The sequence below is a fragment of the Janthinobacterium sp. SUN120 genome (assembly GCF_030397735.1).
GTDB lineage: Bacteria > Pseudomonadota > Gammaproteobacteria > Burkholderiales > Burkholderiaceae_D > Janthinobacterium > Janthinobacterium kumbetense.
The window spans coordinates 494,949-520,715 of the sequence record NZ_JAPUBW010000003.1 but is presented as its reverse complement, the minus strand read 5'-3'; the positions used below and the strand labels follow the sequence as shown (position 1 = coordinate 520,715).

Below are 25,767 nucleotides of genomic sequence, written 5' to 3'. Positions count from 1 at the left end.
CAATACGCCATGCGCCGAAGCATATCATGCCCTTACGAAATAATTAATTATATTGCATTAGCAACATCAAACCAAGCTTGCGCCATTGATGAACGGCAAGCATGCGGCAAGCTGGCCGCAGCGTGACAGGTCTCGCGCTGAAACAATGCATAAACGTCCATTTTAATGCTATTGTAATAATGCAGTCGATTGCCAATCATTAATTGTGTGACAACGAGCGCCGGAACGGCTCTGGCTGTTGTTTTAATGTGATAATGTTCATTTTTAATAAGGCGCAACAATGATCCACGTGCTGCTGTCGGAAGCGGGAACCTACCACGACATCGTCGAGCATTTGGCGGCGGGCGGCGCGCGCGTGACGCATATCGGGCCGGACGCGCAGGCGCACATGCGCAGCAAACTGTCCATCCTGGCCGCCATGCTGTCGCCGTCGCTGTTGCGCACGCGCAAATTATGGTGCCAGCAAGACCGCCTGCTGGTCGTCGGCTGGCAGGCGCTGCCCGTGCTGGCGCTGATACGCCTGGGTCTGCTACCGCGCCCGCAGCGCCTGCTGGTGATGGCTTGTTTCATCCATGGCACGCGGGCCCGCAACGTGATCAACCGGGCCTGGCGCCTGCTCAATTTCCCCGGACTGGAATTCATTACTTTTTCCAGCGGCGAAACGCGCAACCTGACCGACAACGTCGGCATCGCACCCGCCGCCGTGCATTTCCACCTGTGGCGCCAGCATCTCGACGGCGCCACCACGGCGTCCCAGCGGCAAGATGACGGCAGCATCTTCTCCGGCGGCTTTTCCAACCGCGATTACGACCTGCTGCTGGATGCGGCGCACGGGCTGGAAGCGCACCTGGTGATCGTGGCGTCGGCGCAAAACCAGATCCCCGCGCAAGACCCGGCGCAGACCACGGTCCATCTCGACTTGCCGGAAGCGCAGTTTGAAAAGCTGCTGGCAAGCAGCCGGGTGGTCGCCATGCCGCTAAAAAGCCAGGGCGAAGCCTGTGGCCAGAGCGTGCTGCTGCGGGTATTGCGCAATGGAAAACCGCTGATCGCCACGCGCCACGAAGCCATCGAAGCGTACCTGGGACGCGATTACGCCGGCTTCGTTGCCGCCGGCGACAGCGGCGCCATGCGCGAAGGCTTGCGCCGCGCCCTGTCCGACGACGCCTTCCGCGCAGGCTTGGCCGCGCAGGTGTCGCGCGCCTGTGCCCAAATGGAGCAGCGCGGCGGACCGGGCCAGGAAATCGAACAATTTCTGCTCGCCAATTAAAAAATCCACTGCCGCAACAACGACAGTGGATTTTCCTTGAAGCAGCGGTCAGTTCGGCAATGTCACCACTTGCTTGCCGACCGTCAGCGTGCGGGCCGTACCGCTCTTGCCCAGCTTGATCAGCGGCTTCTTGCAGCCGACATCGAGCACCGTGAGGAATTCGCCGCTCAGCGCCGCGGCCGACTTGATGAACACCCCATGCTCTTCATAGGTACCGGGCTGCGGCGGAGGTCCCGTGCGCTTTTCGAAACGCGCACCGGTGCTGACCGGCACCACGCACACCTTGCGGCCCTGATTCGTCACCGAGATGGCGCCGCCGGCGTCGACCACGATAGGCGCATACGTATGGAAGTTCCACTCGAACACGCGCGGCGTGGCCGAGGCCACCTGGTCCTGCACCACCACGGCGTCCGTGGTACGCAGGAACCACAGCTTGCGCAGCGCCGATGTCAGCTGGCCGCCGTAGGCCAGCGTGGCGTCGCCCGCCACATAGTCGACGGTGGCCTTGGGAGCAAAGGCGGTGATGCGGCCGTTGCGCGCCATGGTCGTTTCATAGCCGTCGACCAGCTGGCCCTGGCCATTGTCGAACGTCAAGGCATTGTGGGCCTTGGTCTGGCGGTACCAGGAACTCCACAGCGGCGAATCGTACCAGTCGTACCAGCCGCTTTCCGTCAGCAGGGGCACGCCCGCGCTGGCCAGCACAAAGCCGTTCTGGTCGCCGTGGCTGTGATTGAACGAACCGTAGGGACTCGATTTGAAATACACCGAGGTGCGCTGCAGATTGCCGATGTCGCTGTGCATGGCGGCCCAGCCGATGCTGGGGTAATACGCCGAGTTGCCTGGCGGCGCGGGCGTGGCCACCGTCGCCACCGGCAACGGGTACGGCGCCTGCAAGGTGGCCAGCGAATCGTCGGTGCGGATCAGGTTCTTGTAATACCACGCCGCGGCAGGCGTGGCGAAATGCGCGGCGAAACCCTTCATCATGCGGATTTCAGGCAGCGTCTCGTGCCCGTCGCCAAACACGTGGGTCTGCGAACCGGGCGGCACGAAATGCATCAGGTAATCGAGGAAGCCGCTGGCCCAGGGCTTGGTGAACAGGTCGACCTTGGTCGCGTAGGCAAGCGCCGGCCAGATCTGCAGCGCATAGTCGGCTTCATACTCGGCATACGCCGTGCCGTTGGCAAAACCGCCCTCCGGACCGCTCCACACGCTGTAGGAACTGACAAAGGCGCGGAACGAGAAATCGAACCAGTCCTTCGCCTCCGGGATATCGCCCAGGGACAGCGTTGAAATCAGCGTCAGGAAACCGATATTGCTGGCGGCGTGGGAATCGTAGGGATACTGGTCCAGGCGCCCCGTCTGCGCAGCCAGGTCGAGGTACATCGCATTCGTACGAACGCGTACCATTTCCAGCCACGCAGCGCGGCGCGGCGCATCGAGGGCGCTGCCCAGGTTGTCGACCGCCTTGATCAGGCTTTGCGCAATGGCGCGGTTGCCCTGGTCATGGTTGACAAAACTGGTACCGCCGTTCGGGCTGAGCGCGGCTTCCTGGTCGCCGCGCGCGATCGCCTCCACCAGATACTGGTTCTCGCCCGTCACGCGGTACAGCAGCGAGGCCGCTTCGAGCTGGCGGGCGCTCTGATTCGTGCGCGAAATGACGCGCGCATTCTGCGCCTCGTTGGCGGCCGTGCGCACCTTGCCTGGAGACAATGGCCACTCGGCGTCGGAGACGGGCGCGATCGCCGTCATATTACGTATCACCTCGGTGCTCAGCCAGGTCAGCACCTGGGAGCGGTCGGCGCGCTTGGCCGCGCTCCAGCTCGCAAAAAAGGTCGCGTTATCCTCCAGGCCGCGCGGGCGCGGGCGCAAGACGATGGCAGCGCGCAAGGTACTGCTTTCCGGCACTTCGAACACTTTCGACGTGGCGTCGATCACAAAGGTTCGCGGGCTCGACCATTCATTGCTCGTGCTGGGACGCACGCGCCAGCTATAGGTGCCTGCCGCAAATTTCTTGGATGGCAGATACCAGTTGCGCGCCGACGTGAAGGTGCTGACCACGGTGCCCGCCAATTTGACTTCAATGACATACGACGCCGGCGACAGCGGATGGCGCGACCAGGTAAAACTGGGGGGATTTTGCGGCTGGATCTGGCGGTTGTCCGGCAAGGTCCGGACGGCCAATGGGTCGGTCGCCAGGGCCCAGTCGGCCTGGGCCTGGCCGCAGGCTGAACAGACGAGCAGCAGCGCCACTTTGACCAGCGTATATTTAGCGAATTTCATAGATTACCTTCTTAACATCAACTATCGAGCAAGATACCGCCGCTGCGTGGGGCATATCATACGCCTCCTGTCGAGGCTGCTTGCGAGACACAGGACGGCCCGCCGTACAAAATCGGGCAAAAGGCGAAGACACTGCTGAAGGCACTGCGAATACCTGTAAGCATATACCTAAAGTATTCTTCCGAACATTAATATTAGTTGCAGCTCAGCTATTAATGTGCGTTTCGCGCCACATTTGCCATTTGACGGCGAGCCGGGTCGGCAGCAAACAAGACAAGGCCAGGGCTACCCACCAGTGGCGCGACATGCCGCCGCCGGCGGCGCGGCGCAGCCCGGCCAGCGCTTCGCCCCGGCGGCCCCGCGCCAGCGCCGCGCGCGCCACGCTGACGCGCGCATCGGACACCAGCCGCAAGGCGGAACGGCGCGCCGGATTGGCCGCCGGCCAGGCCAGGGCGCGCCGTTCCAGCCGTTCGAACGTGGGCGCGAGCACATCGGCCGACTCGATCGCGCACAGGCTGCCGGCCACCTCGACACGGTAGGCCACCAGCTGTGCCGGCGTAAACACCAGGGTCAGGCGCTCGGCCAGCCGGAACCACAGATCCTGGTCCTCGCCAGCCGACTCGCCTTCCGGGAAGCATGGTTGCAAGGGCAACAAATCGCTGCGCCGGATGGCCACCGAATTCGTGCAGAAAAACGGTCCGCCACGGCGGCGCCGCTCGAAAAAGTCGTCGAGCAGGCGCGTCTCGCGCACGGCCCCGCCCTGGTAGCTGAGCGCCGCGGCGCGGCTGTCCGGTATGCGTTCGAAGCCGCAGGCGAAAAACGAGCCGGACGGATAGGCGCGCGCCATGCCGACCATGGTTTCCAGATACACGGGGCCATACCAGTCGTCCGCATCGAGAAAGCAGATCAAGTCGCCGCGCGCTTCGAGGATGCCGCGGTTGCGCGCGCGCGAGACGCCGCCATTGGCCTGGCTGACGAGGCGCACGCGCGCATCGGCGCAAGCCCGCACGCGCTGCGCGCCATCATCGCTGGAACCGTCATCGACCACCACCACTTCCCAGTCGGCATGGGTTTGCGCCAGCACCGAGGCCAGCGCCGCTTCGATATACGGCCCCTTGTTATACAGGGGCACGATGACCGAGCACAGCATCAAGCCATCCCCGGCACGCGCACCTTGCGCGCCCTGACGGCCTGCTTGTCGGCCACCGGGAAATACGCCGTCACGATAATGAGCAGCAGCAAATGCGTCATCGCCTCGGCGGCAAAGCCCGTCAGCGACAGCGGCACTTCGCTGATCGAGCGGATGGCGATGAGGACGAACAAGGCCATCGACAGGCCCTGGCTGGCCCGCGCCGTGCGCGCGCACGCATACAGCAGCGCCATGGCATACAGCACCAGGCCGATGGCGCCGATGGTGCCGGCGCTGGCCAGGCTCTGGTAAAACTGGCTGTGCGCATGGGTGGCGTATGGCATGCCGATGCTGATGCGGAATGCGTCATCCCACAGCGGCAAGCCGTAGCCGAACACGGGATTCTTGTGCCATTCCTGCAACGCCACCTGCCAGATCACGTCGCGGCCCGTCAAGCTGATCAAGTCGGAGCCTTCGCTGCTGGTGGCAAAGTGCGCCAGCTTGGCATCGATATTGCCAAACATCACATACAACATGCCAAGCGTACACAGCAGGATGAAGCAGAAGATGCCGACGATCGACAATTGCGGGCGGCGGTAATCGAACAGCCGCTCCTTGATCTGTTCGCGGAAACCGAAATAGGCGACGCAGGCAAAGCACAGGAAGCAGGCGATCCAGCTGGTTTTCGATTGCGCCAGCAGCAGGCTGCCCAGGCCCAGGCCCCAGGCGAACAGGTTCAGCGGGCGCCAGCCATAGGGCTTGCGCCACAGGCACAGCAGGAACACCACCACCATCGGTCCCAGGCTGTTGGCGTGATTGGCCAGGCCCGTATAGCGGATGCTGAGGAAGGGAATCAGGCCGTGGTAATTCCGGTTGACGACCATGTTCGGCTTCCAGGCAAACACGGCGGCACTGAGCACCAGGAACAGCAAGGTGGCGTTGCGCATCGAGATGACGCTCAGGTCGACCTCCTTGTGCGTCATCAGCAAGGCCGCATAGCCGGCCAGGAACATGTACAGGTATTCATGCGACACATTGGTATGGCGCCCCAGCACGGCCGGACTGACGATATTGCTGAGGAAATACACGAACAGCGCCCAGAACAGCAGCATCGGTATCGGCTGCAGCTTGTCGCGCGTAGTCAGGCGGTGCAGAATGCGCTCGCCGCAGGCAAAGATCACGAACAGGGACGTGAGCCGGCCAAACCAGGAGCTGGCCGGGTGCCGCGCCAGCGCCTGCATGCCCATCTGGAGTTCATCGCCCGAGACATCGCGGTTCGACAGGATGGCCGCCACGGCGATCGACAGGAAGACCGGATAGAACACGTACGGCACCAGTCCCGTCTCGCGCTTGCTGCCCCAATGGATGCTCAAGGCGATCACGAACACCACCACCAGCGCGGCGACCACGGCAAACAGGCCAAACAGTATTTCACTCATGTAGTTCTCGCGTATCCAGTAAGTTGTCGCGCGCGCCACAGCGGGCGCGCAAATAGGAGACCACCCTGGCCGGCAGCGGCGGGCTGAAGCGGGCAAGCATGCCCACCGCGCGCGTGCCCAGCAGTTCAGGCCAGGCCAGCACGGCCAGCAGCAGGGTCAGGCCGCCGAACAGCGCGCCGCCCAGGAATGCCGGCAGCGGATGGCTGCCGCCCAGGCTGCCCAACATGGCGCCGCCCCAGCTGCCGGCGGCGGCCAGCAAGCCCATGGCCAGGCCGCGCGCGGCCAGCGGCGCCAGATCGCCCAGCCCCACCTGCAGGCGCAGGCACGCCACCGTGCCCACCACTAGCGCCCGCGCCAGCAAGGTGCCGGCGGCGATCATGGCAACCACCGCCCCGCCCTGCCCCGCCCACAGCACCAGCGCCGCGCCGGCCAGCACGATCAGCGGCAGCTGCAGCAGGCTTTCCAGGTGCTTGCCGCCCGTATTCCACAAGATCGGCGTCGACATGCCCCACGTGATGTACGCGGGCATGGCCAGCGCCAGGATGCTCAGCACGATGCCCGATTCTTGCCACACCTTGCCGTACAACACGCCGATCAAGTCCGGCGCCGTCATCGCCAGCAGCACGAACAGCGGCAGGATGATGATCCAGATGGTCGCCAGCACCGACAGATACGTGTCGCGCAGGCGCGGCAAGTCGTCCTGCAGCTTGGCGCCCGTGGCCAGGAAGGCCGGCTGCAAGGCGCTCAGGAACAGCGAGTTGGGCGTATTGGCCAGGTTGTAGCCGACCGCATACACGCCCACCGCGTGGGCATTCAGGAAGCGGCCCAGGAACACGCGGTCCATATTGTTCAGGCACCAGTTGCACAGATTCGTCACGAACACCGTCACGCCCACATTCGTCGAGCGCCGCGCGCCCTCGTACCACAGCAGCGGCTTGAGCGAGAAACGCGTGCGCGCATACGTCAGCACCAGCGCCGTGGAAGCCTGTCCCAGCCAGGCGCACACGAGGGTCCACACGCCGGCGCCCGCATACGCGAGCGGCAAGCCCACCAGCAGGTAGCCGACGATATAGCTGATCACCTGGATGATGTTGAGCCAGCGGAAATCGAGGGCGCGCCGCAGCAGGCTGCTGCCCGGCGCCGTCAGCGCATTCAGCAGGCAAGTCAGGCTCATCCAGGCGATCACGGGCGCGATGCGCGGTTCCTTGAAGTACGCGGCGATCCACGGCGCCATGAAAAACAGCAAGCTCATGGCCGCCAGGCCCGTCAGCGCCTGCCACGTCACCGTGAAGCGCACGTCTTCCTCGCTGAGCGTGCGGTTTTGCACCAGCCCCCAGGAAAAACCGAAATCGGCCAGAAAGTTGCTAAATGTCAGCACAATCAGTCCCATCGCAAACAAGCCGTAGTTTTCCGGCCCCAGCAGGCGCGCCAGCACCACTTGCGTGACCAGCTGCAGGCCAAACATGAGGACCGTGCCCATCGCCGCCCACTTGACGGCGCTGACGCTTTTCTTGTTGATGTCGCTGCTCATGATTCTCGCTGTCCGCCACGCCGTGCCGCGCCCGCCGGCGCTTTGTCATCGTTCAAGCCATGCCTCATCCGGGCGGCGCGCCGATCAGGCGGCTGCGCTGCGCTGCCGGCATGCTGGCCAGCAAGCCGTTGACGAAATCGGCCTGCAAGCGGTAGGCGCGCGGCAAATCCGTATCGATGCTCGACACGCGGAACAGCATGGCGTCGGCCACGGTGCCCGTCAAGCCATAGCGCAATTGCTCCAGGCGCTGCTGCATGCCCACCTTGCTGATCTTGTCGCCGATGGTGATCCAGTACGTGATGGGCTCGCTGCGGTTGCCATTCACGGCCAGCAAGCGCTTCACGGGCAGGCTGCCGTAGGCCGAGGCCAGCTCGCCGTATTCGTCGCGCTCGACCTGGAAACCCTGCGCCGCGTAGCACACTTCCGGCTTGTGCACGCCCATGTTGTCGCTCTGGTCGCCGCCGTACGCGATCGACAGCATCACCCGTTCGCCGTGCCCATTGATGTAGGTGCGCGACAAGGTCTGGTTGTAGATCTTGTTCAGGCGTTCCTGGGTTTCCGGATCCACCTGCAGCGGCACGATGGAACTGTCGACGCGCCAGTCGCCGAACGCTTGCGGTATCGCCGCTTCCAGCGAAAAACTCGGGCGCTGGTCGGCCATCTTCACGCCCGGCGCCACGCCGTGGCTGAGGACGGCTGCGCCCAGCAGCAAGGCGCCCAGCAGCATATTCATGCGCAATGCAGCGTTCATGTCGACGCTCCCACGGTTGGCGCGCGGCCCGCCTGGCGCTTGCGCACGATCCACTGCAGCAAGCTGTCGACACTGAGGATCAGCAGCAGCGCGGAAATGAACAGCACCATGCCGGCGAAGCCGTGCAGGAAGCCCTGCCCGGCCGCGTCGCCGAAGTAATACGTGATCAGGGTCAGCACCATCACGCGGATGACATTGGCGGTAAAGGAAATCGGCACGATCAACAGGGCCAGCACGATGTTGCGGAACGGCGAAGTATGCCGCACCAGGTTCAGGTAGAACAGGCCCAGCGCTTCAAGCGTCAGCAAGGTCTGCAAGCCGGCGCAGGCGTCGGCCACCAGCAACTGGTACTGGCCAATCTGCAGGATCACGCCATTGCGGGCGATCGGATAGCCGGCCAGGAAAAGCAGGTGTTCGGTCACATACGAAACCGCCATTTTCATCGGCATGGTCAGGGTCGTCACCAGCGGCAGCGGCAGCGGCACCATGAACAGCATGAAAAAGAAGGGAAACCACAGAATGCGCGCGGCAATCCAGCCGCGCTTGAGCAGCAGCAGGGCCAGGCCGGTGCCGATCAGGGCGAGGATTTCCAGCGACAGGATATGCTGCGAACGGCCCAGCACATACAGCAGCAGCGAGACGGCCAGCAGCGGCCAGCCGGCGCGGGCCGGACGGGCGCCGGCGCTCTGCGCCAGCATCTCGGGCCATTTGCGGTAGATCAACCACAGCGACAGGGCCAGGATGATGGGGCCGTGCGCCTGCTCTTCGGTCGACCAGATGCCGCGGAACAGCCCGACCAGGCTGGGCGCGAGCATGGCCAGGAAACCCAGCGCCAGCGGCAGCCAGTCCGGCACGGCGGAGCGGCCGGCCTGCGCCGGCGGCATGGCGTGGCCTGGCGCAGCCATCAAAAGTCGACCATCACGGAACCGACCACCTGGGCGCCGCTATGCGTCATTTGCTCGGCCATGGCCGCCACTTCCGCCATCGGCGTCTTGTTCTTGCGCGCCACCAGCAGCACGCCGCCCGCACGCGCCGCCACGGCCAGCGCATCGGAACCGGTAGCATACGCCGGCACGTCGTACAGCACCACGTCGTAGCGGCTTTCCAGCTGCTTGTTGAGCGTGACGAAGGAGGTACGGCTGAGCAGTTCCTGCGGATTCGGCGGCAAGGTGCCGGCGGACAGCACCGACAGCGCGACAAACGATTCCACCTTGGCGATGATATCGAGTTCGGCGCGGCCGGCCAGCACGTCGGACAGGCCCTGGCGTGTCTTCAGGTCGAAGATTTCCTGCTGGCGCGGCGCGCGCAGGTTGGCGTCGACCAGCAAGGTGTGCTCGCCCAGCTGGGAAAACACCACGGCCAGGTTGGCCGCGAACAGGCTGGCGCCGTCGCCCGGCTCCATGCCCAGCACCACCAGCGATTTGCTGCCGCGGGCGAACCAGCGCAGCATCAGCTGGCTGCGCACGGCGCGCAGGGTTTCCACCTGGTGGCTGAAAGGCTGGTAGGCGGCCACCAGTTCCTGCGGATACTTGCCGGCGCCCGGCTGCAGGTACGGATAGTCGAACTGGCGTGCCAGCACTTGCTCGATATCGGCTTCCGTGATCAGGCCCAGGCGCAGGGCCGCTTCACCGAAGCGGATGCCCAGTTCCTTTTGCATGCGCAGCACGCGTTCGGCGTTTTCCGGCGTGATCTTGCCCGATTCGAGCAACAGGCCGCCAATGCTGGAATCGGTGCCGCGCGCCAGCGGCGCAGTGGTATTGAGGAGGTGTGGACTTGAAGTCATGATAGGTTCCATCTCAGTTCAGGCGCAAACGGCGCGGCAGCATGCCGCGCATGCGACGCTGTTTAGGTTTCCAGTCGACCACGCCGAACACGGGAATCTGCAGCACTTCGCTCAGGTCCTGGTCGGAACGGATACGGCGGTCCAGCAATTCGGCCAGCAGCGCGATGCCGCAGCCCAGCATGAGGCCGAGGAAGATCGACAGCAGCACGTTTCGGAGAATCTTCGGGCTGTCCGGCTCGATCGGCGCCGTGGCCGGATTGAGCATGGCGATATCGGACTGCTCCGCCTGGCCTTCGATGCGCGTCTGCGACAGGCGCTGCGAGGTCACGTCGAAGGCGCGCTGGGCGCTTTCCACATCCTTGCTCAGCACGCCCATTTCATCGCGCGTCCGGTTCAGTTCCAGCACCTTGGCTTTTTGCGCCGCCAGTGCGGCGCGGATCGCGCCTTCGCGCTGCTGCAGGATCTGCGCATTGTTGCCTACGCTTTGCGAGGTGGCGCGCGTCTGCTCGGCCAGGTCGCGGCGCAGCTTGTCCACTTCCGCCTTGGCGCTCTGGTATTGCGGGTGATTGCGGTCCAGGCGCTGGCCCAGTTCGGCCAGCTTGCCCTCGGCATTGCCCAGGCCCAGCTTCAGGCTCTGGATCAGCGGATTCGACGCGACGTCCGGCGATTCGGACAGGTTGCCGCCCTGCGCCATGCGCTGGCGCGAATTGGCTTCCATGGCCTGGCCCTGCGCCAGCACGAGTTGCGCCGACAGGTCGTTCAAGCGGTTCGATTCCACATCGAGGCGGTTGTCGACGCTGACGATGCCATTGTCCTGCTGGTATTTCGACAGGCGGCTTTGCGCGCGCTCAACGTTGTCGCGCAGCAATTTGGTCTGGTCATCGAAGTACGTCGTCGCCTTGCGCATCGGGTCAACCTTCAGCTGGATGCTGACCTTTTGATACTGTTCCGCAAAGGCGTTCGACACGGCCGCGACGAATTGCGGGTCGGCGCCCTTGAAGCTGACATCGACCACGCTGCTTTCGCGCGACGGCATCACTTCGAGTTTCTTCAGCAGCAAGTCGGCCAGCCAGTCGCGCACCGTGCCCTTGCCTTGCGCCGCGTCATTGAACTGGGCGATCACGGCGGGGCTGCGCGCCAGTTCCAGCTGGTCGACGACGCGCAAGGCCACGTTCTTGCTGCCGATAATATCGACTTGGGTCGCCATGTAGCCAGGCAGCAACTGCCCCGGCATGGTCATGCCCGTCAGGGGATCGACGCCCTTGTAGTTCAGCAGCAGGGTGCTGGTGGCCTTGTAGGTCTTCGGCAGCACCAGGCTGACGCCCAGCGCCAGCGCCACGGTGATCATCAAGGTCAGCAGCACAATCTTCTTGCGTGCCCGAAGGATCAGCAATAGTTGGGTGAGGTTCATTTGGAAACTTTCAATACAAAAAGGTAGGGAGCCAGTTGCTCTTAGAACAGGCTTTCCTGGACATACACGACATCGTCGACGCGCAGCAGGTCGTCATGCTTGACCGACAATACTTCCATCTGGCCTTCCGCATTGCGGCGCTTGACCCGCACGCCCCGTTCGGTGCCGCGCAAGGTCAGGCCGCCGCCCACTGACAGGGCTTGCAGCACGGTCATGTTGCGTTCCAGGCGGAAGGCGCCCGGACGCTGGACTTCGCCGTAGATGTAGAAGCGCGGCGCGCGTTCCACGTAGATGATGTCGTTGCCGCCCACTTCCATGTCGCCCTTCAGGTCGCCGTTGCGCACGATGTCGAGAATGTCGGCCACGTCGCGCGTGGCAGTGCCGCCGCGCTTGCGGATCACGGTGATCTGGTCGGCGCCGTCAGGACTGACGCCGCCGGCCATGGCCAGCATGTCCATCACGCTGCGCTTGCCTTCCACCGGGTAACGGCCCGGACGGTTGACCTGGCCCAGCACGGACGCCTGCTGGCTTTGCAGGCTGGTGACGATAATGTTGACTTGCGCCTTGCGCAGGAAGCCGCCGCTCTCGAGCAAGCCGCCCAGTTTCTTTTCCGCTGCCGACGTGGACAGGCCGCCGACGGCCACCGCGCCCACCAGCGGGAAGGTGATTTCCCCCGCTTCGCTGACGCGCGTCTCCAGGCCCAGGTCCGGGTTGCCGTAGACGGAGATTTTCAGCACATCACCAGCCCCAAGGGGGACATCGGCTGCACCGGCCATGCCTGCGGCGAGGGCCAGAAAGGCCGCCATCATCCAGTTTGCGAGTCGTTTCATGATTACAGATTCCCGTTGGTAGATTGCTGATGTTTAACTACTTGTCGATAAGTCACTTACTTCAAGCCTGCCACGCCGCGCTCGTTGGCTTCATGCGCGCTGTTCGCCGGCGCCGCTGCCGCAGGTGCGCTGGCCGTAGCCGAGGCCGCAGCCGCTGCATCCTTGTTGAAATACTCGATCTTGGCGCTGGCGCGCAGACGCTTCAGTTCCGCTTCGGCCGCATCCTTGTTCTTCTTGTTCGCCAGGAACTGCTCGATTTGCGGCGCCGCCGCGTCCAGGCCCACCGGGCTGTCCTTGATATCGGCCAGGGCGATGAGCAGGCTGCGCTCGCCTTCGCGCACGATGAACAGCTGGCCCTTCGGCATCGATTGCAGTTTGCTGCTCAGTTCGGGCGCCAGGTCGGCGCTGGTGCGCGACACCTGGGTGCGGCCGAACGCGATCTTGTGCTCCTCGAGCCATTGCGCCACATCTTCCAGCGACTTGGCGCGGTCCATGACGGCTTTGAGCTCATCGTTCAACGCCGCCGTCGGGATGACCAGTTCGCGCAGATCGAATTGCTTGCGCTGGCTGAAGAACAGCGGGTTTTTCGCGAAATACTCTTCCACTTCGGCCTTGCTCGGGCGGGTGGCCGCGCCGATGCGCTTTTGCATGTATGCCTGGGCAACGATCAGCGCCTTCGCACGCTCGATGGCCTGCATGACTTTCGGATCGCGGTCGACCTTTTCCTTGGCCGCTTCGTTCTGCAGCAACTGGCGGTCGATCAGCGACTCGAGCAACTGCTTGCTGGCCGCGGCCTGCTGCGGCGCCTGCACGCCGGCGCGCTGCAACTCTTCATTCAACTGCAAGACGGTGATTTCTTCGCCGTTCACGCTGGCCAGCGCCTGGCCAGCCTTTTTTTCCTTGTTGCCGCAAGCGGACAGGCCAGCAGCGGCCAGCAGGACCAGGGCGGCGCACAACAAACGTGGCGCGGGGCGGGAGTGAATAAAATGATTCAAGCGTGCTCCTTCGGATGACAGGTATGACGGAGGTGGAAAATCCGGCGCAGTATAACGGGCCATGGCCAGGCTGCACTGCACGGATGCCCCGAAAAATAGTTATTCGTCAAATAATTAACAATATTGTAAACATAATACACATAATGCATGACGACAAGCAAAATATTTGCTTAAAAATCTACTAATGAGATATAAAAACAACTATTTCCACAGTCTACTTGATTGCAAAAAATTATGTATTGCGTGGTTCAGACCGACTTTAAAATCGATAGTTGGCGCGTGCCGTCCCGGACGGCTTCCCGTCAGGGTGACGCACGTCCGGCAGGGGCAAGGCCGGATACTGCTCACATCGTGATCCCTTTCCAAGAGGAAAGTAATGGCGCATGGCCGGCACGACTCGTGGCAAGGTGAGCGCGGAGTGGTCGCGTAATGCGCTGGTGCTCTATAGATGCTCCATTTTAACGCGTATTGACTCCGTGCAAAGTATATTCAAACGCTATTTTTTCCTGCGGGCAGCATACTGATGCTCAATGGGCGTTCTCGCGCGCCAGCACCACTTTGACCGTGCGCGCGATAATCCACAGATCCAGCCACAGCGACCAGTTGCGCAGGTAATCGAGGTCGAAATGGATGCGCGCCTCCATCTTGTCGAGCGTTTCCGTCTCGCCCCGCAAACCGTTGACCTGGGCCCAGCCCGTAATGCCGGGCTTGACCTTGTGGCGCAGCATGTAGCCCTTGATCAGCTTGCGGTACTGCTCGTTGTGCACGACGGCATGGGGGCGCGGCCCGACGATGCTCATGCGACCCTGCAAGACGTTGAGAAATTGCGGCAGTTCGTCGAGCGAGCTGCGGCGCAGGAAGGCGCCGACGCGCGTCACGCGCTGGTCGTTCTTGGTGGCCTGCACCACCGTGTCGCCATCTTCGCCCACCGTCATGGAGCGGAACTTGTAGACGACGATTTCCTCGCCATACAGGCCATAGCGGCGCTGGCGGAAAATCACGGGGCCTTTCGAAGTGGTCTTGACGGCGATGGCGATGACCAGCATCACCGGCAGCAGCAGGATCTGGATCATCAGCCCCAGCACGATATCGCTGCCCCGCTTGACCATGCTGTTAAAGCCCGTGAACGGCGATTCGCGGATGGCGATGACGGGCATGCCGCCCACGTTGTCGAAACGCGCCTGCATCAGGTCGAAGATATAAATATCCGGCAGGAAATACACGGAAGCCGTCGTATCTTCGAGCTCGTCGAGCATCTTGCGGATGCGCGGCTGGGCCGAAATCGGCTGGCTGATGAAGATCATCTTGATGTTGTGTTCGCGCACATAGGAGGCGATATCATCCATGCGCCCCAGCATGGGTTCGCGCATCTTTTCCGGCCAGCGGTCGTCCGTGCGGTCATCGAAAAAGCCGTGCACGTGCATGAACAGGTTGGCATTGCGCTCGACGGTGGCGGCAAACTTCAGGCTGGCGTCGTTGGCGCCGATGATGACCACCGAGCGCACTTCGCTTTCGCCGTCGGGGCGCAGGCTGAACCTGCGCCCGGCCAGGTGCCCGGCCAGCAGCACGAAGGGTGTGAGGACAAACCAGGCCAGCACCACTTCGGTATCGAAATGATAGGCCAGGCCCGTGGCCGAGCCCAGGAAGGTGAGGATCAGCGCGACGATCGTCCAGCCGACGAGGATATCGCGCGCATACGCCAGCATGCGGCCGCTGCGCCAGGTACGGTAGGGGTCGACATGCTGGTAGACCGTCGATGAAATGAAGACGGCCAGTATCATCAGCACCAGCGTATAGCCGGTGAAGGTCGAACCCGACAACACCGTCATCAGGTACAGCAAGCCCATGATGATGATCGGGTCGAGAACGCGCTGGAAAAACGAAATCAGGGGTATATCATTGACAGTCATGTTGATCTTTAAAACTGTACGCTGCCATTGAAGGAAATGCCCTTGGCCCGGTAGCTGCCGCTATCGATGATGGCGACGCCTTCGCGCCGCTCGTGGAACACGCGCACGCCAAGCTGGATTTTCCGGTGCGGCGCATACGTCGCGCCCAGCGAAGCCGTGCGCGTGGTGTCGCGCCCGTCGCCGGGCAGCACCAGGCCGCTGACGGCCTCGAAATCGCGCCGTTCCTGGCGCAGCTGCGCATCCACGCGCACCTTCGACGTGGCCGTCCAGGTCGCGCCCAGGCTGGCGCCCGTGTTCAGGCTGCTCGTCACCAGCGAATTGTCGACGGAACCGAATTCGCGCCAGACGATGCCCGTGAAATTGACCTTGCCCAACGGCTTCCAGTACACGCTCAGCCGGCCATTCGTGCCGCTGGTATCGCGCCCGGACAGCAAGTTGTTGCGGTGGCGCACCCAGCCACCGAGGAATTCCATCTGCGTGATATCGCTGAAATCCCAGAGGACATTGGCCTTGATCTCGTCCTGGCTATAGCCGTTGCCGTATACACTGGCGTCGAACGCGCCGCGGTTCGGATACTTGCCATTCAGGTGGCGCAGCTGCACGCCGACGCGGCTATTGCTGCGCGCCAGGTAGTCGACGCCAAATTCCGTCGCGTCTTCCACCCAGTTGGAAAACGCCTGCGACGGCAGGTCATACGAGTAACGGTCGCGCGACAGGCCGCCGCGCACGCGCCAGCTGGGGTGGAAGCGCCACGCGCCATTCACGTACTCGCGGCGCTGCGTGCGCAGATTGCGCACCGAGCTCTGGAAGTCGCTGAACGGCGTCAGGGTCTGCGAATAACTGGCGCCCACATGGCCTTCCAGGTGGTTGGCGATGTGCCATTCCAGGTCGGCCAGGTAATCCTTGCCGTCGTAGTCGAACTGGCTGAAGCGGTTGAAGCTCACCTTCGACCACTTGGCCTGGCCCGTCAGTATCTGGCGGCCGATGGGACGGTTGAACAGGAAGCCCGCCTGCAGCATCCTCGACGTATCCGAACGGGGGCCGGAAAAACCCCGCACATCGTCCGGCAGGCGCATCAGGTTGTCGTCGTACGAATAGGACGTGGCAACGAAAGGTTTGATGGTGTCGCTGATATCGGCCACGGCGGCGCCGCTGGCCAGGGTGCCCAAGAGTAACAGCGCAACCGGCAAACGTGGGCTGGCCGTGAAGGCGGCGGCAACGGCTTTTTTACGCAAGGAATTCAACATGGATTTTGTCTTTGAAAGATCACACAGTTGATAGGCAATACTACCAGTAAATCCAGTGCCCACCAGAAATAATCCAGAGGCCCAGCACGCCGTTCGTCACGCCGTGCGCGAGGATGGGCGACCACAGGGACTGGCTACGCATGTACAACAAACTATAGACCGCACCGGCCACCATGCCGGCCAGCCATAAATTATGCTCAAAGCCAAACAGCAACACGCTGATGGCGAAGGCCTTGGCGCTGGCCAGGCGCGGATCGGCCCGCAAAAAGTCCGGCTTGTCGATCCAGCGCAGCAGGAAGGAGCGCCAGAACAGCTCTTCCATCACGGGCACCACCAGCGCCGCGCCGGCGATGCGCAGCACCACCAGGCTCCACTCGATGCGGCCATCGGTGCGGGGGTCGAAACCGTCCGGCTTGCCGATGCTCATCCAGCTGGCGTCGAGATTGATCCACAGCAAAAAAACAACAACACCGCCTGCCAGCGCCCCGAGAATGGCACGCGCGCCCAACGGCGTCCACCGCAATTCCGTGTAACTGCGGCGCCAGTACAACAACAAGCCCAGCACGACGCCGATCTTGACGACATACAGCCAGCGCAAGTCCTGCGCGGCAACGCCCAGGCGGCCGAGTATGTCGGCAATGGCAATGAAGGAGAGATAGGCCAGGAATGGCGCTACCCGGGGCAAGGCGGCGCGGTCAAACATGCTGCCACGCATCGGAGGAGGAGCTGCGCGCCGGACGCGGTGGTCCGGAGCGCATGTTTTTCATGACAAACATGCATCCCCCGATGTAATAAATATAATTATATAATTATATCAAGCAGAACCGTTGCCGTGGCAAATAATCCTGACTTAATTACAACAGGGTATGCAAAAAAGCATCAGCTATTCGCGCGCGCCTCGATCTGCTCCCACTTTTCCAGCGCTTCCAGCAGTTCGCCTTCGATCTCGGCCACGCGCGCATTCAGGCGCTTGCCTTCGGCTGGCGTCTTCTTGTAGAAGTCCGGATGCGACAGTTCGGCGGCCAGCACCGATTGCTCGTCTTCCAGCTTGGCGATCAGTTTCGGCAACTCTTCCAGCTCGCGCTGTTCCTTGTAGCTGAGCTTTTTCTGCTTGGCGGCCGGAGCGGCAGCCTCGACCTTCACGGCCGGCTTGCTGGCTGGCGCCGTGGCGATCGGCAAGGTGCGCACGCGCTCCCAGTCCGTGTAGCCGCCGACGAATTCGCGCCACTTGCCCTCGCCTTCGGCGACGATCACCTGTGTGACCACATTGTCGAGGAAGGTGCGGTCATGGCTGACGAGGAAGACGGTGCCCGTGTATTCTTCCAGCAACTCTTCCAGCAATTCCAGGGTATCGATATCCAGGTCATTGGTCGGTTCATCGAGCACCAGCACGTTGGCCGGCTTGGCGAACAGACGCGCCAGCAGCAAACGGTTGCGCTCGCCACCGGACAGCGACTTGACGGGCGAACGGGCGCGTTCCGGCGCGAACAGGAAGTCGTTCAGGTACGTCATCACGTGGCGGCGCTGGCCGTTGATCTCGACCCAGTCGCTGCCCGGCGCGATGGTTTCCATCAGGTTCGCCTCTTCGTTCAGCTGCGTGCGCATCTGGTCGAAATACGCCACTTGCAGCTTGGTACCCAGGCGGATGGTGCCCGTGTCCGACTGCTCTTCGCCGAGGATCATCTTCAGCAGGGTGGTCTTGCCGGCGCCGTTGGCGCCGATCAGGCCGACCTTGTCGCCGCGCAAGATGGTGGCGCTGAAATCCTTGACAATGACCTTGTCGCCGTAAATCTTGGAGACGTTTTCCAGGTCCGCCACGATCTTGCCCGAGCGTTCGCCGGCCGAGACGTCCAGCTTGACTTGTCCCTGCTGTTCGCGGCGCGCATTGCGCGTCAGGCGCAGCGCTTCCAGGCGGCGCACGCGGCCTTCGTCGCGCACGCGGCGGGCCTTGACGCCCTTGCGTATCCACACTTCTTCCTGCGCCAGGAACTTGTCGAACTTGGCGTTTTCCACTTCTTCGATTTCCAGCTGCTCCGCCTTGCGCACTTGATACGCCGTGAAGTTGCCCGGATACGACAGCAAGCGGCCGCGGTCGAGCTCGATGATGCGCGTGGCAACGTTGTCGAGGAAGGAGCGGTCATGGGTAATGAACAGCACGCTGCCCTTGAAGTCGCGCAACAAGCCTTCCAGCCACAGGATGGAGCTGAAGTCCAGATGGTTGGTGGGCTCATCGAGCAGCAGCACGTCGGGCGCCGACACCAGCGCGCGCGCCAGCGCCACGCGCTTCTGCATCCCGCCGGACAGGGTTTTCATGGCCATGTCGCCCGTCAGGTTCAGACGGTCAAGCACGGTTTCCACCTTGTTCGGCAAGCTCCATGCATCGGCCGCATCGAGTTTGACCTGGATGTCGTGCATGCGTTCCATCAGTTCGTCGTCATTGCCCTGGCCAAACTGGCCCGTCAACGCATCGTATTCCTTCAGCCACGCCTGCGATTCGCCCATGCCGGACGCGACGGCGTCGAACACGGACATTTCCGGGTCGAATTGCGGTTCCTGCTCCACATACGCGATCTTGATGCCTTGTTGCATTACCAACAAGCCGTCATCGAGCTTGAACTTGCCCGAAATAACCTTCAACAGCGACGATTTACCCGTGCCGTTGCGGCCGATCAAGCCGACCCGCTCCGAGGTTTCCAGTGAAAATTCCGCGTGATCGAGCAGCGCGACGTGACCGAACGCAAGTTGCGCCGATGAAAGAGAAATGACAGCCATAATGAGTAAGAGTGCTCGGGCGCCGTCTCGCGCACACCGCGTGGTGTGCAAAACAGCCGCCGATTGGATGAATGAAGCACGCATTGTACCGATAACTCGGACTTCAATCGCCATCGACCAGTAATTACCGCCTGGATGATCACAGGCTGCCGACGCGCGTTGCGTGGAAACGTGGTGTCGCCAGCAGGAATCGAACCTGCATTTAAGTCTTAGGAGGACCTTGTACTATCCATTGTACGATGGCGACACGCGCAGCGGCATTATACAGGCTAGTTCCTGCCATTGACAGTCCGGCAGCGCGTGCGTGGGGCCGGCGCCTCAGTGCCCTGCCACCTGGCGCAATGGCGCCGGCAACGCAGGCGATGCCGAAGGCAACAAGGGCAGGATTTGCTGCGCCGCCAGATCGTGCGCCACCGGGTTCCAGTGGCCGTCCATCGGCAGGAAATCCATGCGCTCGCGCTGTTGCGCCCAATGGCGCGCGAATACCGGCTGCATGTCCACCACCTGATGGCCGTGTCGCAGGGCCGTCTGGATGAAAAATGCGCGATCGCCCGCTTTCCAGTTGGGTACCGCCTTTTGCGGCGCGTACAGCATGTTCCGGTCCGCGTCGACCAGGAAGATAAAGCGCGTATCGCCAGCGCCGCCCAGCGCGCGCAATTGCGCCATGTAGTACTCGAGCGCGGCGGCGCGGCGTGCATCAGGTGCGCTGGCGGCCGGCTCCTGCGCCGCGGCAGGAGGACTGCGGCGCAACTGGCTCATCAACCAGTCAGGAAATTTCAAGTTGTAATAGATATAACGGGCCAGGGCCGAATAGGCGACCAGCCGCTTGGCCTTGGACTCGACATAGGGAACATGCACCATCCTGATATCGTTCCCTTCGCTGACAAACATGCTATGGCCCCGCTGCGCCGGCGCCAGGATGTCCTGCATGTCCATCGGCTCGACAAACATCACCACCGTGCGCGGATGCAATTGCGCACGCGTATGACGGAACACTTCCAGCGCGTCGGCAAAGCCGTTGCCCGAGGCAGAGGCGGCATACACGCCGCCGCCCAGGGCTTGACTCAGCCGGCCTTGCAGGGTTTCCGGGTATTCCAGCATCAGGCTTTCGATAAAGCTGTCGCCGATGACAAGCACGGCCGCACCATCCTTGAAATCGGGGGAGTTGGTAAAGCCCTGCCGATTCGTCCGGCCATGCCGGGCATTCGCCATGGCCCAGCCGTGCGAATACACGTAGTCCTGCTGCGGCAGATAACGGGCATACGGGCGCTGCTCGCTGCTCTGCTCCATGCGCAATCCGGACACCACCGGCATGCATTGCAGGAACGCTTCCAACGCCAGTGCCGTGACCAGCACACCCAGGCCTATCGCAAATATGGAGCGCATATGATTTGTCAGAAATTAAAGTACAAGAACTCAGAAACACCACGCGTCTCGCTAATTGCCAGCAAGACCAGGCAAAGCATCAACATGGCCCCCAGCAAGACGCTGCCCCGGCCACTGTCCAGGCGCTGCTCCGTCGACAGGCGCAAGCCTCGCCCCAGCAGCTCATACACATTCGGCAGGAAGAAAACGATGGCGGCACAGACGCCCAGCCACCACAGGCAGGAACTCAGCTGCATGATGCGGTTCACGCCCAGCATGCTTTCCTGCATGGCGGGCGTCAGCGTGCCGCCGCCCATGGCTTGCAGCACGTCCAGCGCCACCTCGAGGGAACTGGCGCGAAAAAACACCCAGGCCAGCACCACGGCAAAAAAAGTCGCCAGTGCGCCGCCGGCCCGTATCGCCAGGTTGCTGCGCTGGCCTAGCAGATGACGCAAGGCATGGTTGACGATCAAATAACCGCCGTGCAAGCAGCCCCAGACCACAAAGGTCCAGTTGGCGCCGTGCCACAGTCCGCCCAGCAGCATCGTGATCAGGAGGTTGCGGTAACGCAAGAATCCGCCCTTGCGGTTCCCGCCCAGGGGAATATACAGATAATCGCGCAGGAAATTGGACAGCGTGATGTGCCAGCGGCGCCAGAAATCGATGATGGAGGTCGCCTTGTATGGCGAGAGAAAGTTAATCGGCAAGATAATGCCGAACATATAGGACAAGCCATACGCCATGTCGCAGTAGGCCGAAAAGTCGAAATACAGCTGGAACGTATAGGCCAGCGCACCGGCCCATGCCTCCAGCATGCTCAAATGGGCGTGATGGAGGTCGAAGACGGGTGCGACGTAGCGCGCGATGCCATCGGCCAAGATGACTTTCTTGAACAGGCCAATCGTGAAGAATGCTAGGCCGACGATCAGGCGCCCGCGGCTGAAGACATGCGATTCGGCCTGCACGAACTGCGGCATCATCTCCTTGTGATGCAAAATCGGACCGGCGATCAGGTGCGGAAAGTAGGTGACGAACAAACCATAGCTTTCTGGCTGGTAATCCTTGACCTTGCCCGCGTGGCAATCGACCAGGTAGGCGATTTGCGTAAAGGTGAAAAACGAGATGCCGATCGGCAGGGTAATCCCCAGCGGCTGGAATGTCGCCCCCGTCAGGGTGGCAATATTGCTGATAAAAAAATCAAAATACTTGAAGAACACCAGCAGCGACAAATTGAAGGCGAGTCCGAGCCACAGCCAGTGCTTTGCCTCGCGCTTGCGGCCCGTCTCTTGACGTTTCGAGACGACTCGGCCAATGCTGAAGTTGCAGCAGATTGACAGCAGCAGCAGCGGCAGGTAGGCGACATCCCAGTAGCTATAGAATGCAAGCGATGCCAGCAACAGGAAAATTATGGATAGCCGCAGCGAGTATTTTGACAGGAGAAAGTATCCCAGCAACGCCAACGGCAAGAACACCAGAAAGAACGGAAATGAATTAAATAACACGGTGCAATTCCATAAAGTTGCTTATACGTAACGCGTTGGCAGCCAGCAATGGCAAGTTTATGCTTTTAACGCTGATATTTGTTTATTATTATTCTGAACATGGTGACGAGACGAACTCTTGCCCGCACAACGTGCGGGCATGCGCCGGACAGTCACGGCCAGGCGCGCCGTCGCCGTCAGCCATTCCTGTGTACCATTTCCCGCCACGCTGCCGAACCCGTACCAGCGTCCTGCCTTATTTGAGACCCATGGTGGCAAACGGCGCCACGCTGAATTTCCTGCGCCGCGCGACGCCTACACCAACAAGCAACAAGCCGGCCAGCATGAGTTGCAACATCGCGGGCTCGGGCACGGCGCTGACGCTAAATACTTGCATGGCGCCAAACGTGACGTTCGGATAGGAGCCATACGGCGCGCCATCGAGCAAGCTTGCGCCAAAGATGCCATTGACCGGGTCGATGTACGAATAGCGCGAAGAAATGCCATTGGTGCTCAGGTCCGCCGACATGCCCAGGTCGGCGCCGATGCCGAACGTGGGGCCGGCATCGATATCATTGAAGGTTTGATACGCCCCCACCGAGTCCAGCGCATAGGTTTTCGGCGTCTGCCGGAAATACTGGCCCGACGTCAGGTTGAAGATGAAGGCCGTGCGGTCGCGGTCTTCCGGCGTCATGTTGTAGGTACCCGACGAATTCCAGCTTTGCGGGTTGTAGCCGCCCACCAGCCAGGTCTGGCCGGCGGCGTTGCTCGCCTGCATCACGGAAAACGTGCGTCCCTTGCCGTCGGCGGCCAGGTGGAAGTCGCGCGAAGTGTCGCCCGCCGACTTCGTATAGATGGCCGTCAGCGCCAGCGGCCCTTCGCCCAGCCAGGCGGACAGCTGTGCTTCCTGCGCGCCGTTGAGCAAGGATTGCGCCGAGGCGACAGGAACGCTGCCGATGCACAGCAAGGCACCGGCGAGCAAGGTGACGGGCCGCACCGCCTTGATTTTCAGCATGATTTGTTGTTGCATCGCTCCCCCTGTATATATGCCGCGAATTTTCGGCATATCAATATAGCACAGAGTGATATATTAATTGCATTAATTTATTTCAATTGAAATGCAGTTAAGGCAATAGTTTATTGCAGCCATCATGGCGGCAGCACGGCCGTCACCTCGATTTCCACCCTGGCGCGATCCTCGATCAGGCCGGCCACCTGCACGGCCGTCATGGCTGGAAAATGCTTGCCGATCAGCTCGCGGTACGCCACGCCGATTTGCGGATACGCCGCCACATACTCCTTCTTGTCGAGCACATACCAGTTCATGCGCACGATATGCTCGGGCAAGGCGCCCGCCTCCGCCAGCACGGCGACGATATTCTGCAAGGCCTGGCGCACCTGCCCCGCAAAATCGTCCGTATGGAACCGGCCCTGCGCATCCCAGCCTATCATGCCGCTGACGTACACCGTGCGTCCGCTGGCGGCCACGCCGTTCGCATAGCCGCGCGGCCTGGCCCATCCCGGTGGTTGCAGCACTTGCATTGCGTTCTCCTGGTTATTCATACATGTCCCGCCTCGCGCAGCAATTCGCGCGCGATGATCAATTGCTGTACTTCGCTGGCGCCCTCGTAGATGCGCAAGGCGCGGATTTCACGGTACAGGCGCTCGACCGGGTGGTCGCTGACCACGCCCATGCCGCCGAACAGCTGCACGGCCGCGTCGATCACCTGCTGCGCCGTTTCCGTGGCCGTCAGCTTGGCCATGGCCGCTTCCTTCGTCACCTTGCGGCCCTGGTCGCGCTGCCAGGCGGCGCGGTAGGTCAGCAAGGCAGCCGCCTCGATGCCGGTGGCCATCTGCGCTAATTTTGCCTGCGTCAGCTGGAAGTCCGCCAGGGTCTGGCCGAACATCTGGCGCGCCATGGCGTGGCGCAGCGCCTCGTCAAACGCGCGCCGCGCAAAGCCCAGCGCGGCGGCGGCCACCGACGTGCGGAACACGTCCAGCGTGGCCATCGCCACCTTGAAGCCCTGCCCCGCCTCGCCCAGGCGCTGCGTGGCGGGCACGCGGCAAGCATTGAAACGCAGGCGCGCCAGCGGGTGCGGCGCGATCACCGCGATGCGCTCGGCGATTTCCAGGCCGGGATTATCCGCGTCGACGATGAAGGCGCTGATGCCGCGCGCGCCCGGCGCCTCGCCCGTGCGGGCGAACACCACGTAAAAATCGGCGATGCCGCCGTTCGAGATCCACGTCTTTTCGCCATCGAGCACGTAATCGTCGCCATCGCGGCGCGCCGCGCACGCCATCGCCGCCACATCGGAGCCAGCCTGCGGCTCGGACAGGGCAAAGGCGGCGATGCGCTTGCCGCTGGCCACGTCCGGCAAATAGCGCGCCTTGTTGTCGGCGCTGCCGAACAGGCCGATGGCGCCGGAACCGAGTCCCTGCATGGCGAAGGCGAAATCGGCCAGGCCGTCGTGGCGCGCCAGGGTTTCGCGCATCAGGCAAATGGCGCGCGTGTCGATCTTGCCATCGGTGCCCGTGGCGTATGCCAGCCAGCCGCCCTGCCCCAGTTGCGCCACCAGCGCGCGGCAGGCGGCATCGACGTCGGCGCCATGGGCTTCCTGCAGGTGCCGCGCAGCCCAGGCATTGAGTTCAGACTCAAGCTCTGCATGCCGCGCTTCGAAAAACGGCCAGTCCAGGTAAGTCGTATCACGCGTGCTACTCATGTCAGTCGCCCTCGAATTGCGGTTTTTCTTTCGCCACGAAGGCGTGATAGGCGCGGTGGAAATCGTTGGTGGCCATGCAAATGGCCTGCGCCTGCGCTTCCGCTTCGATGGCTTCATCGACGCCCATGTTCCACTCCTGCTGCAGCATTTTTTTCGTCATGCCGTGCGCGAAGGTGGGACCGCCGGCCAGGCCGGCGGCGAACAGCTGCGCCGCCTCGGCCAGCTCCCCGGGTTCGACCAGGCGATTGAGCCAGCCCCAGCGCTCGGCCTCGCTTCCAGGCAAGGAGCGCCCCGTGTACAGCAATTCTGCGGCGCGGCCCTGGCCGATCACGCGCGGCAGCAAGGCGCAGGCGCCCATGTCGCAGCCGGCCAGGCCCACGCGGGTAAACAAAAAGGCCGTCTTGCTGCGCGCCGTGCCGATGCGGATATCGGAAGCCAGCGCCAGCATGGCACCGGCGCCCGCGCAAATGCCGTCGATGGCGGCGACGATGGGTTGCGGACAGGCGCGCATGGCTTTCACCACGTCGCCCGTCATGCGGGTAAACGCCAGCAGGCCGGGCATGTCGAGCTGCGTCAGGGGGCCGATGATGTCGTGCACGTCGCCGCCCGAACAGAAATTGTCGCCGCTGCCCGTGATGACCACGGCCTTCACATCGTCCGCATGCGCCAGCGCGCGGAACAGCTCGCGCAGCTCCGCATACGAATCGAAGGTGAGCGGATTCTTGCGCTCGGGCCGGTGCAAGGTCAATGTGGCGACGCCTGCGTCGACGGAAAACAGGAAATGCCGCGCGACGTAGCCGGCCAGGCTGGCACGGTTGCCTGGCAGGTCTTGCGGCTGGCCGGGTAGATGGCGCAT

General features: G+C 62.5%; 22 protein-coding genes and 1 tRNA gene. 1 reads left to right on the top strand and 22 read right to left on the bottom strand.

Annotated elements, in window-relative coordinates; all coding sequences use genetic code 11:
- Nucleotides 1-47: 47 nt before the first annotated feature.
- Entirely contained in the window at nt 48-278 is a 231-nt protein-coding gene (locus O0879_RS20230; protein ID WP_289918389.1) for a hypothetical protein, read from the bottom strand.
- Nucleotides 279-280: 2 nt separating this feature from the next.
- On the opposite strand from O0879_RS20230, the gene O0879_RS20225 reads away from it, so the two are divergent.
- On the top strand, nt 281-1,267 hold the full coding sequence (locus O0879_RS20225) for a glycosyltransferase (RefSeq protein ID WP_289918387.1): 987 nt from the start codon (nt 281-283) through the stop codon (nt 1,265-1,267).
- Nucleotides 1,268-1,315: 48 nt separating this feature from the next.
- Here the strand turns inward: O0879_RS20225 and O0879_RS20220 are convergent, their stop codons facing one another.
- The 21 genes from O0879_RS20220 to O0879_RS20120 form a co-directional block, all read right to left on the bottom strand.
- On the bottom strand, nt 1,316-3,547 hold the full coding sequence (locus O0879_RS20220) for a heparinase II/III family protein (RefSeq protein ID WP_289918386.1): 2,232 nt from the start codon (nt 3,545-3,547) through the stop codon (nt 1,316-1,318).
- Nucleotides 3,548-3,752: 205 nt separating this feature from the next.
- The gene (locus O0879_RS20215; RefSeq protein WP_289918383.1) at nt 3,753-4,697 is read right to left on the bottom strand and encodes a glycosyltransferase family A protein; all 945 of its coding nucleotides are present in this window, start codon (nt 4,695-4,697) and stop codon (nt 3,753-3,755) included.
- The gene (locus O0879_RS20210) at nt 4,697-6,115 is read right to left on the bottom strand and encodes an O-antigen ligase family protein (protein WP_099665077.1); all 1,419 of its coding nucleotides are present in this window, start codon (nt 6,113-6,115) and stop codon (nt 4,697-4,699) included. Before O0879_RS20210 ends, O0879_RS20215 begins: the two co-directional genes overlap by 1 nt.
- The gene (locus O0879_RS20205) at nt 6,108-7,646 is read right to left on the bottom strand and encodes a lipopolysaccharide biosynthesis protein (RefSeq protein WP_289906151.1); all 1,539 of its coding nucleotides are present in this window, start codon (nt 7,644-7,646) and stop codon (nt 6,108-6,110) included. Before O0879_RS20205 ends, O0879_RS20210 begins: the two co-directional genes overlap by 8 nt.
- Before the next feature lie 64 nt (nt 7,647-7,710).
- The gene (gene epsI / locus O0879_RS20200) at nt 7,711-8,397 is read right to left on the bottom strand and encodes an exosortase-associated protein EpsI, B-type (RefSeq protein ID WP_077400965.1); all 687 of its coding nucleotides are present in this window, start codon (nt 8,395-8,397) and stop codon (nt 7,711-7,713) included.
- Entirely contained in the window at nt 8,394-9,302 is a 909-nt protein-coding gene (gene xrtB, locus O0879_RS20195) for an exosortase B (RefSeq protein ID WP_289900036.1), read from the bottom strand. The genes epsI and xrtB overlap by 4 nt, the downstream gene beginning before the upstream one ends.
- Nucleotides 9,302-10,180: a chain length determinant protein tyrosine kinase EpsG gene (epsG, locus tag O0879_RS20190; RefSeq protein ID WP_077409017.1), complete on the bottom strand. Its 879-nt coding sequence runs from the start codon at nt 10,178-10,180 to the stop codon at nt 9,302-9,304. The genes xrtB and epsG overlap by 1 nt, the downstream gene beginning before the upstream one ends.
- A 13-nt stretch (nt 10,181-10,193) precedes the next feature.
- Nucleotides 10,194-11,591 carry a chain length determinant protein EpsF gene (epsF, locus tag O0879_RS20185; RefSeq protein ID WP_077400960.1) on the bottom strand — a complete coding sequence of 466 codons (1,398 nt, stop codon included), beginning with the start codon at nt 11,589-11,591 and terminating at the stop codon, nt 10,194-10,196.
- A gap of 41 nt (nt 11,592-11,632) precedes the next feature.
- A complete protein-coding gene (gene epsE, locus O0879_RS20180; protein WP_077400957.1) occupies nt 11,633-12,421 on the bottom strand; it encodes a polysaccharide export protein EpsE in 789 nt (262 codons plus the stop codon).
- A gap of 56 nt (nt 12,422-12,477) precedes the next feature.
- A complete protein-coding gene (locus O0879_RS20175) occupies nt 12,478-13,416 on the bottom strand; it encodes an EpsD family peptidyl-prolyl cis-trans isomerase (protein WP_257218705.1) in 939 nt (312 codons plus the stop codon).
- A 527-nt stretch (nt 13,417-13,943) separates the two neighbouring features.
- A complete protein-coding gene (locus O0879_RS20170; RefSeq protein ID WP_289918380.1) occupies nt 13,944-15,326 on the bottom strand; it encodes an undecaprenyl-phosphate glucose phosphotransferase in 1,383 nt (460 codons plus the stop codon).
- Nucleotides 15,327-15,334: 8 nt separating this feature from the next.
- A complete protein-coding gene (gene epsL, locus O0879_RS20165; RefSeq protein WP_289918378.1) occupies nt 15,335-16,573 on the bottom strand; it encodes an XrtB/PEP-CTERM-associated polysaccharide biosynthesis outer membrane protein EpsL in 1,239 nt (412 codons plus the stop codon).
- Nucleotides 16,574-16,613: 40 nt separating this feature from the next.
- Nucleotides 16,614-17,276: a CAAX prenyl protease-related protein gene (locus O0879_RS20160; protein WP_289906155.1), complete on the bottom strand. Its 663-nt coding sequence runs from the start codon at nt 17,274-17,276 to the stop codon at nt 16,614-16,616.
- A 176-nt stretch (nt 17,277-17,452) separates the two neighbouring features.
- Nucleotides 17,453-19,345, bottom strand: coding sequence for an ATP-binding cassette domain-containing protein (locus O0879_RS20155; RefSeq protein ID WP_077400945.1), 1,893 nt, complete (start codon nt 19,343-19,345; stop codon nt 17,453-17,455).
- A gap of 172 nt (nt 19,346-19,517) precedes the next feature.
- Nucleotides 19,518-19,592, bottom strand: a tRNA-Arg gene (locus tag O0879_RS20150).
- Nucleotides 19,593-19,663: 71 nt separating this feature from the next.
- Complete coding sequence (locus O0879_RS20145) at nt 19,664-20,731, bottom strand: hypothetical protein (RefSeq protein ID WP_289918376.1); 1,068 nt, start codon at nt 20,729-20,731, stop codon at nt 19,664-19,666.
- A gap of 8 nt (nt 20,732-20,739) precedes the next feature.
- Nucleotides 20,740-22,107, bottom strand: coding sequence for an MBOAT family protein (locus O0879_RS20140; protein WP_289918375.1), 1,368 nt, complete (start codon nt 22,105-22,107; stop codon nt 20,740-20,742).
- Between the two features lie 340 nt (nt 22,108-22,447).
- Entirely contained in the window at nt 22,448-23,221 is a 774-nt protein-coding gene (locus tag O0879_RS20135) for a PEP_CTERM-anchored TLD domain-containing protein (protein ID WP_289918373.1), read from the bottom strand.
- A gap of 119 nt (nt 23,222-23,340) precedes the next feature.
- The gene (locus O0879_RS20130; RefSeq protein WP_099665086.1) at nt 23,341-23,733 is read right to left on the bottom strand and encodes a RidA family protein; all 393 of its coding nucleotides are present in this window, start codon (nt 23,731-23,733) and stop codon (nt 23,341-23,343) included.
- 17 nt (nt 23,734-23,750) lie between these two features.
- Nucleotides 23,751-24,911: an acyl-CoA dehydrogenase family protein gene (locus O0879_RS20125; protein WP_289918371.1), complete on the bottom strand. Its 1,161-nt coding sequence runs from the start codon at nt 24,909-24,911 to the stop codon at nt 23,751-23,753.
- A 1-nt stretch (nt 24,912) separates the two neighbouring features.
- Complete coding sequence (locus O0879_RS20120; protein ID WP_289918369.1) at nt 24,913-25,767, bottom strand: enoyl-CoA hydratase family protein; 855 nt, start codon at nt 25,765-25,767, stop codon at nt 24,913-24,915.

Coding starts and splice junctions, on each gene's coding strand:
- O0879_RS20225 (WP_289918387.1), top strand. CDS start 281: ATGATCCACGTGCTGCTGTCGGAAGCGGGAACCTACCACGACATCGTC.
- O0879_RS20220 (WP_289918386.1), bottom strand. CDS start 3,547: ATGAAATTCGCTAAATATACGCTGGTCAAAGTGGCGCTGCTGCTCGTC.
- O0879_RS20215 (WP_289918383.1), bottom strand. CDS start 4,697: ATGCTGTGCTCGGTCATCGTGCCCCTGTATAACAAGGGGCCGTATATC.
- O0879_RS20210 (WP_099665077.1), bottom strand. CDS start 6,115: ATGAGTGAAATACTGTTTGGCCTGTTTGCCGTGGTCGCCGCGCTGGTG.
- O0879_RS20205 (WP_289906151.1), bottom strand. CDS start 7,646: ATGAGCAGCGACATCAACAAGAAAAGCGTCAGCGCCGTCAAGTGGGCG.
- epsI (WP_077400965.1), bottom strand. CDS start 8,397: ATGAACGCTGCATTGCGCATGAATATGCTGCTGGGCGCCTTGCTGCTG.
- xrtB (WP_289900036.1), bottom strand. CDS start 9,302: ATGGCTGCGCCAGGCCACGCCATGCCGCCGGCGCAGGCCGGCCGCTCC.
- epsG (WP_077409017.1), bottom strand. CDS start 10,180: ATGACTTCAAGTCCACACCTCCTCAATACCACTGCGCCGCTGGCGCGC.
- epsF (WP_077400960.1), bottom strand. CDS start 11,591: ATGAACCTCACCCAACTATTGCTGATCCTTCGGGCACGCAAGAAGATT.
- epsE (WP_077400957.1), bottom strand. CDS start 12,421: ATGAAACGACTCGCAAACTGGATGATGGCGGCCTTTCTGGCCCTCGCC.
- O0879_RS20170 (WP_289918380.1), bottom strand. CDS start 15,326: ATGACTGTCAATGATATACCCCTGATTTCGTTTTTCCAGCGCGTTCTC.
- epsL (WP_289918378.1), bottom strand. CDS start 16,573: ATGTTGAATTCCTTGCGTAAAAAAGCCGTTGCCGCCGCCTTCACGGCC.
- O0879_RS20160 (WP_289906155.1), bottom strand. CDS start 17,276: ATGTTTGACCGCGCCGCCTTGCCCCGGGTAGCGCCATTCCTGGCCTAT.
- O0879_RS20155 (WP_077400945.1), bottom strand. CDS start 19,345: ATGGCTGTCATTTCTCTTTCATCGGCGCAACTTGCGTTCGGTCACGTC.
- O0879_RS20145 (WP_289918376.1), bottom strand. CDS start 20,731: ATGCGCTCCATATTTGCGATAGGCCTGGGTGTGCTGGTCACGGCACTG.
- O0879_RS20135 (WP_289918373.1), bottom strand. CDS start 23,221: ATGCAACAACAAATCATGCTGAAAATCAAGGCGGTGCGGCCCGTCACC.
- O0879_RS20130 (WP_099665086.1), bottom strand. CDS start 23,733: ATGCAAGTGCTGCAACCACCGGGATGGGCCAGGCCGCGCGGCTATGCG.
- O0879_RS20125 (WP_289918371.1), bottom strand. CDS start 24,911: ATGAGTAGCACGCGTGATACGACTTACCTGGACTGGCCGTTTTTCGAA.
- O0879_RS20120 (WP_289918369.1), bottom strand. CDS start 25,767: ATGCGCCATCTACCCGGCCAGCCGCAAGACCTGCCAGGCAACCGTGCC.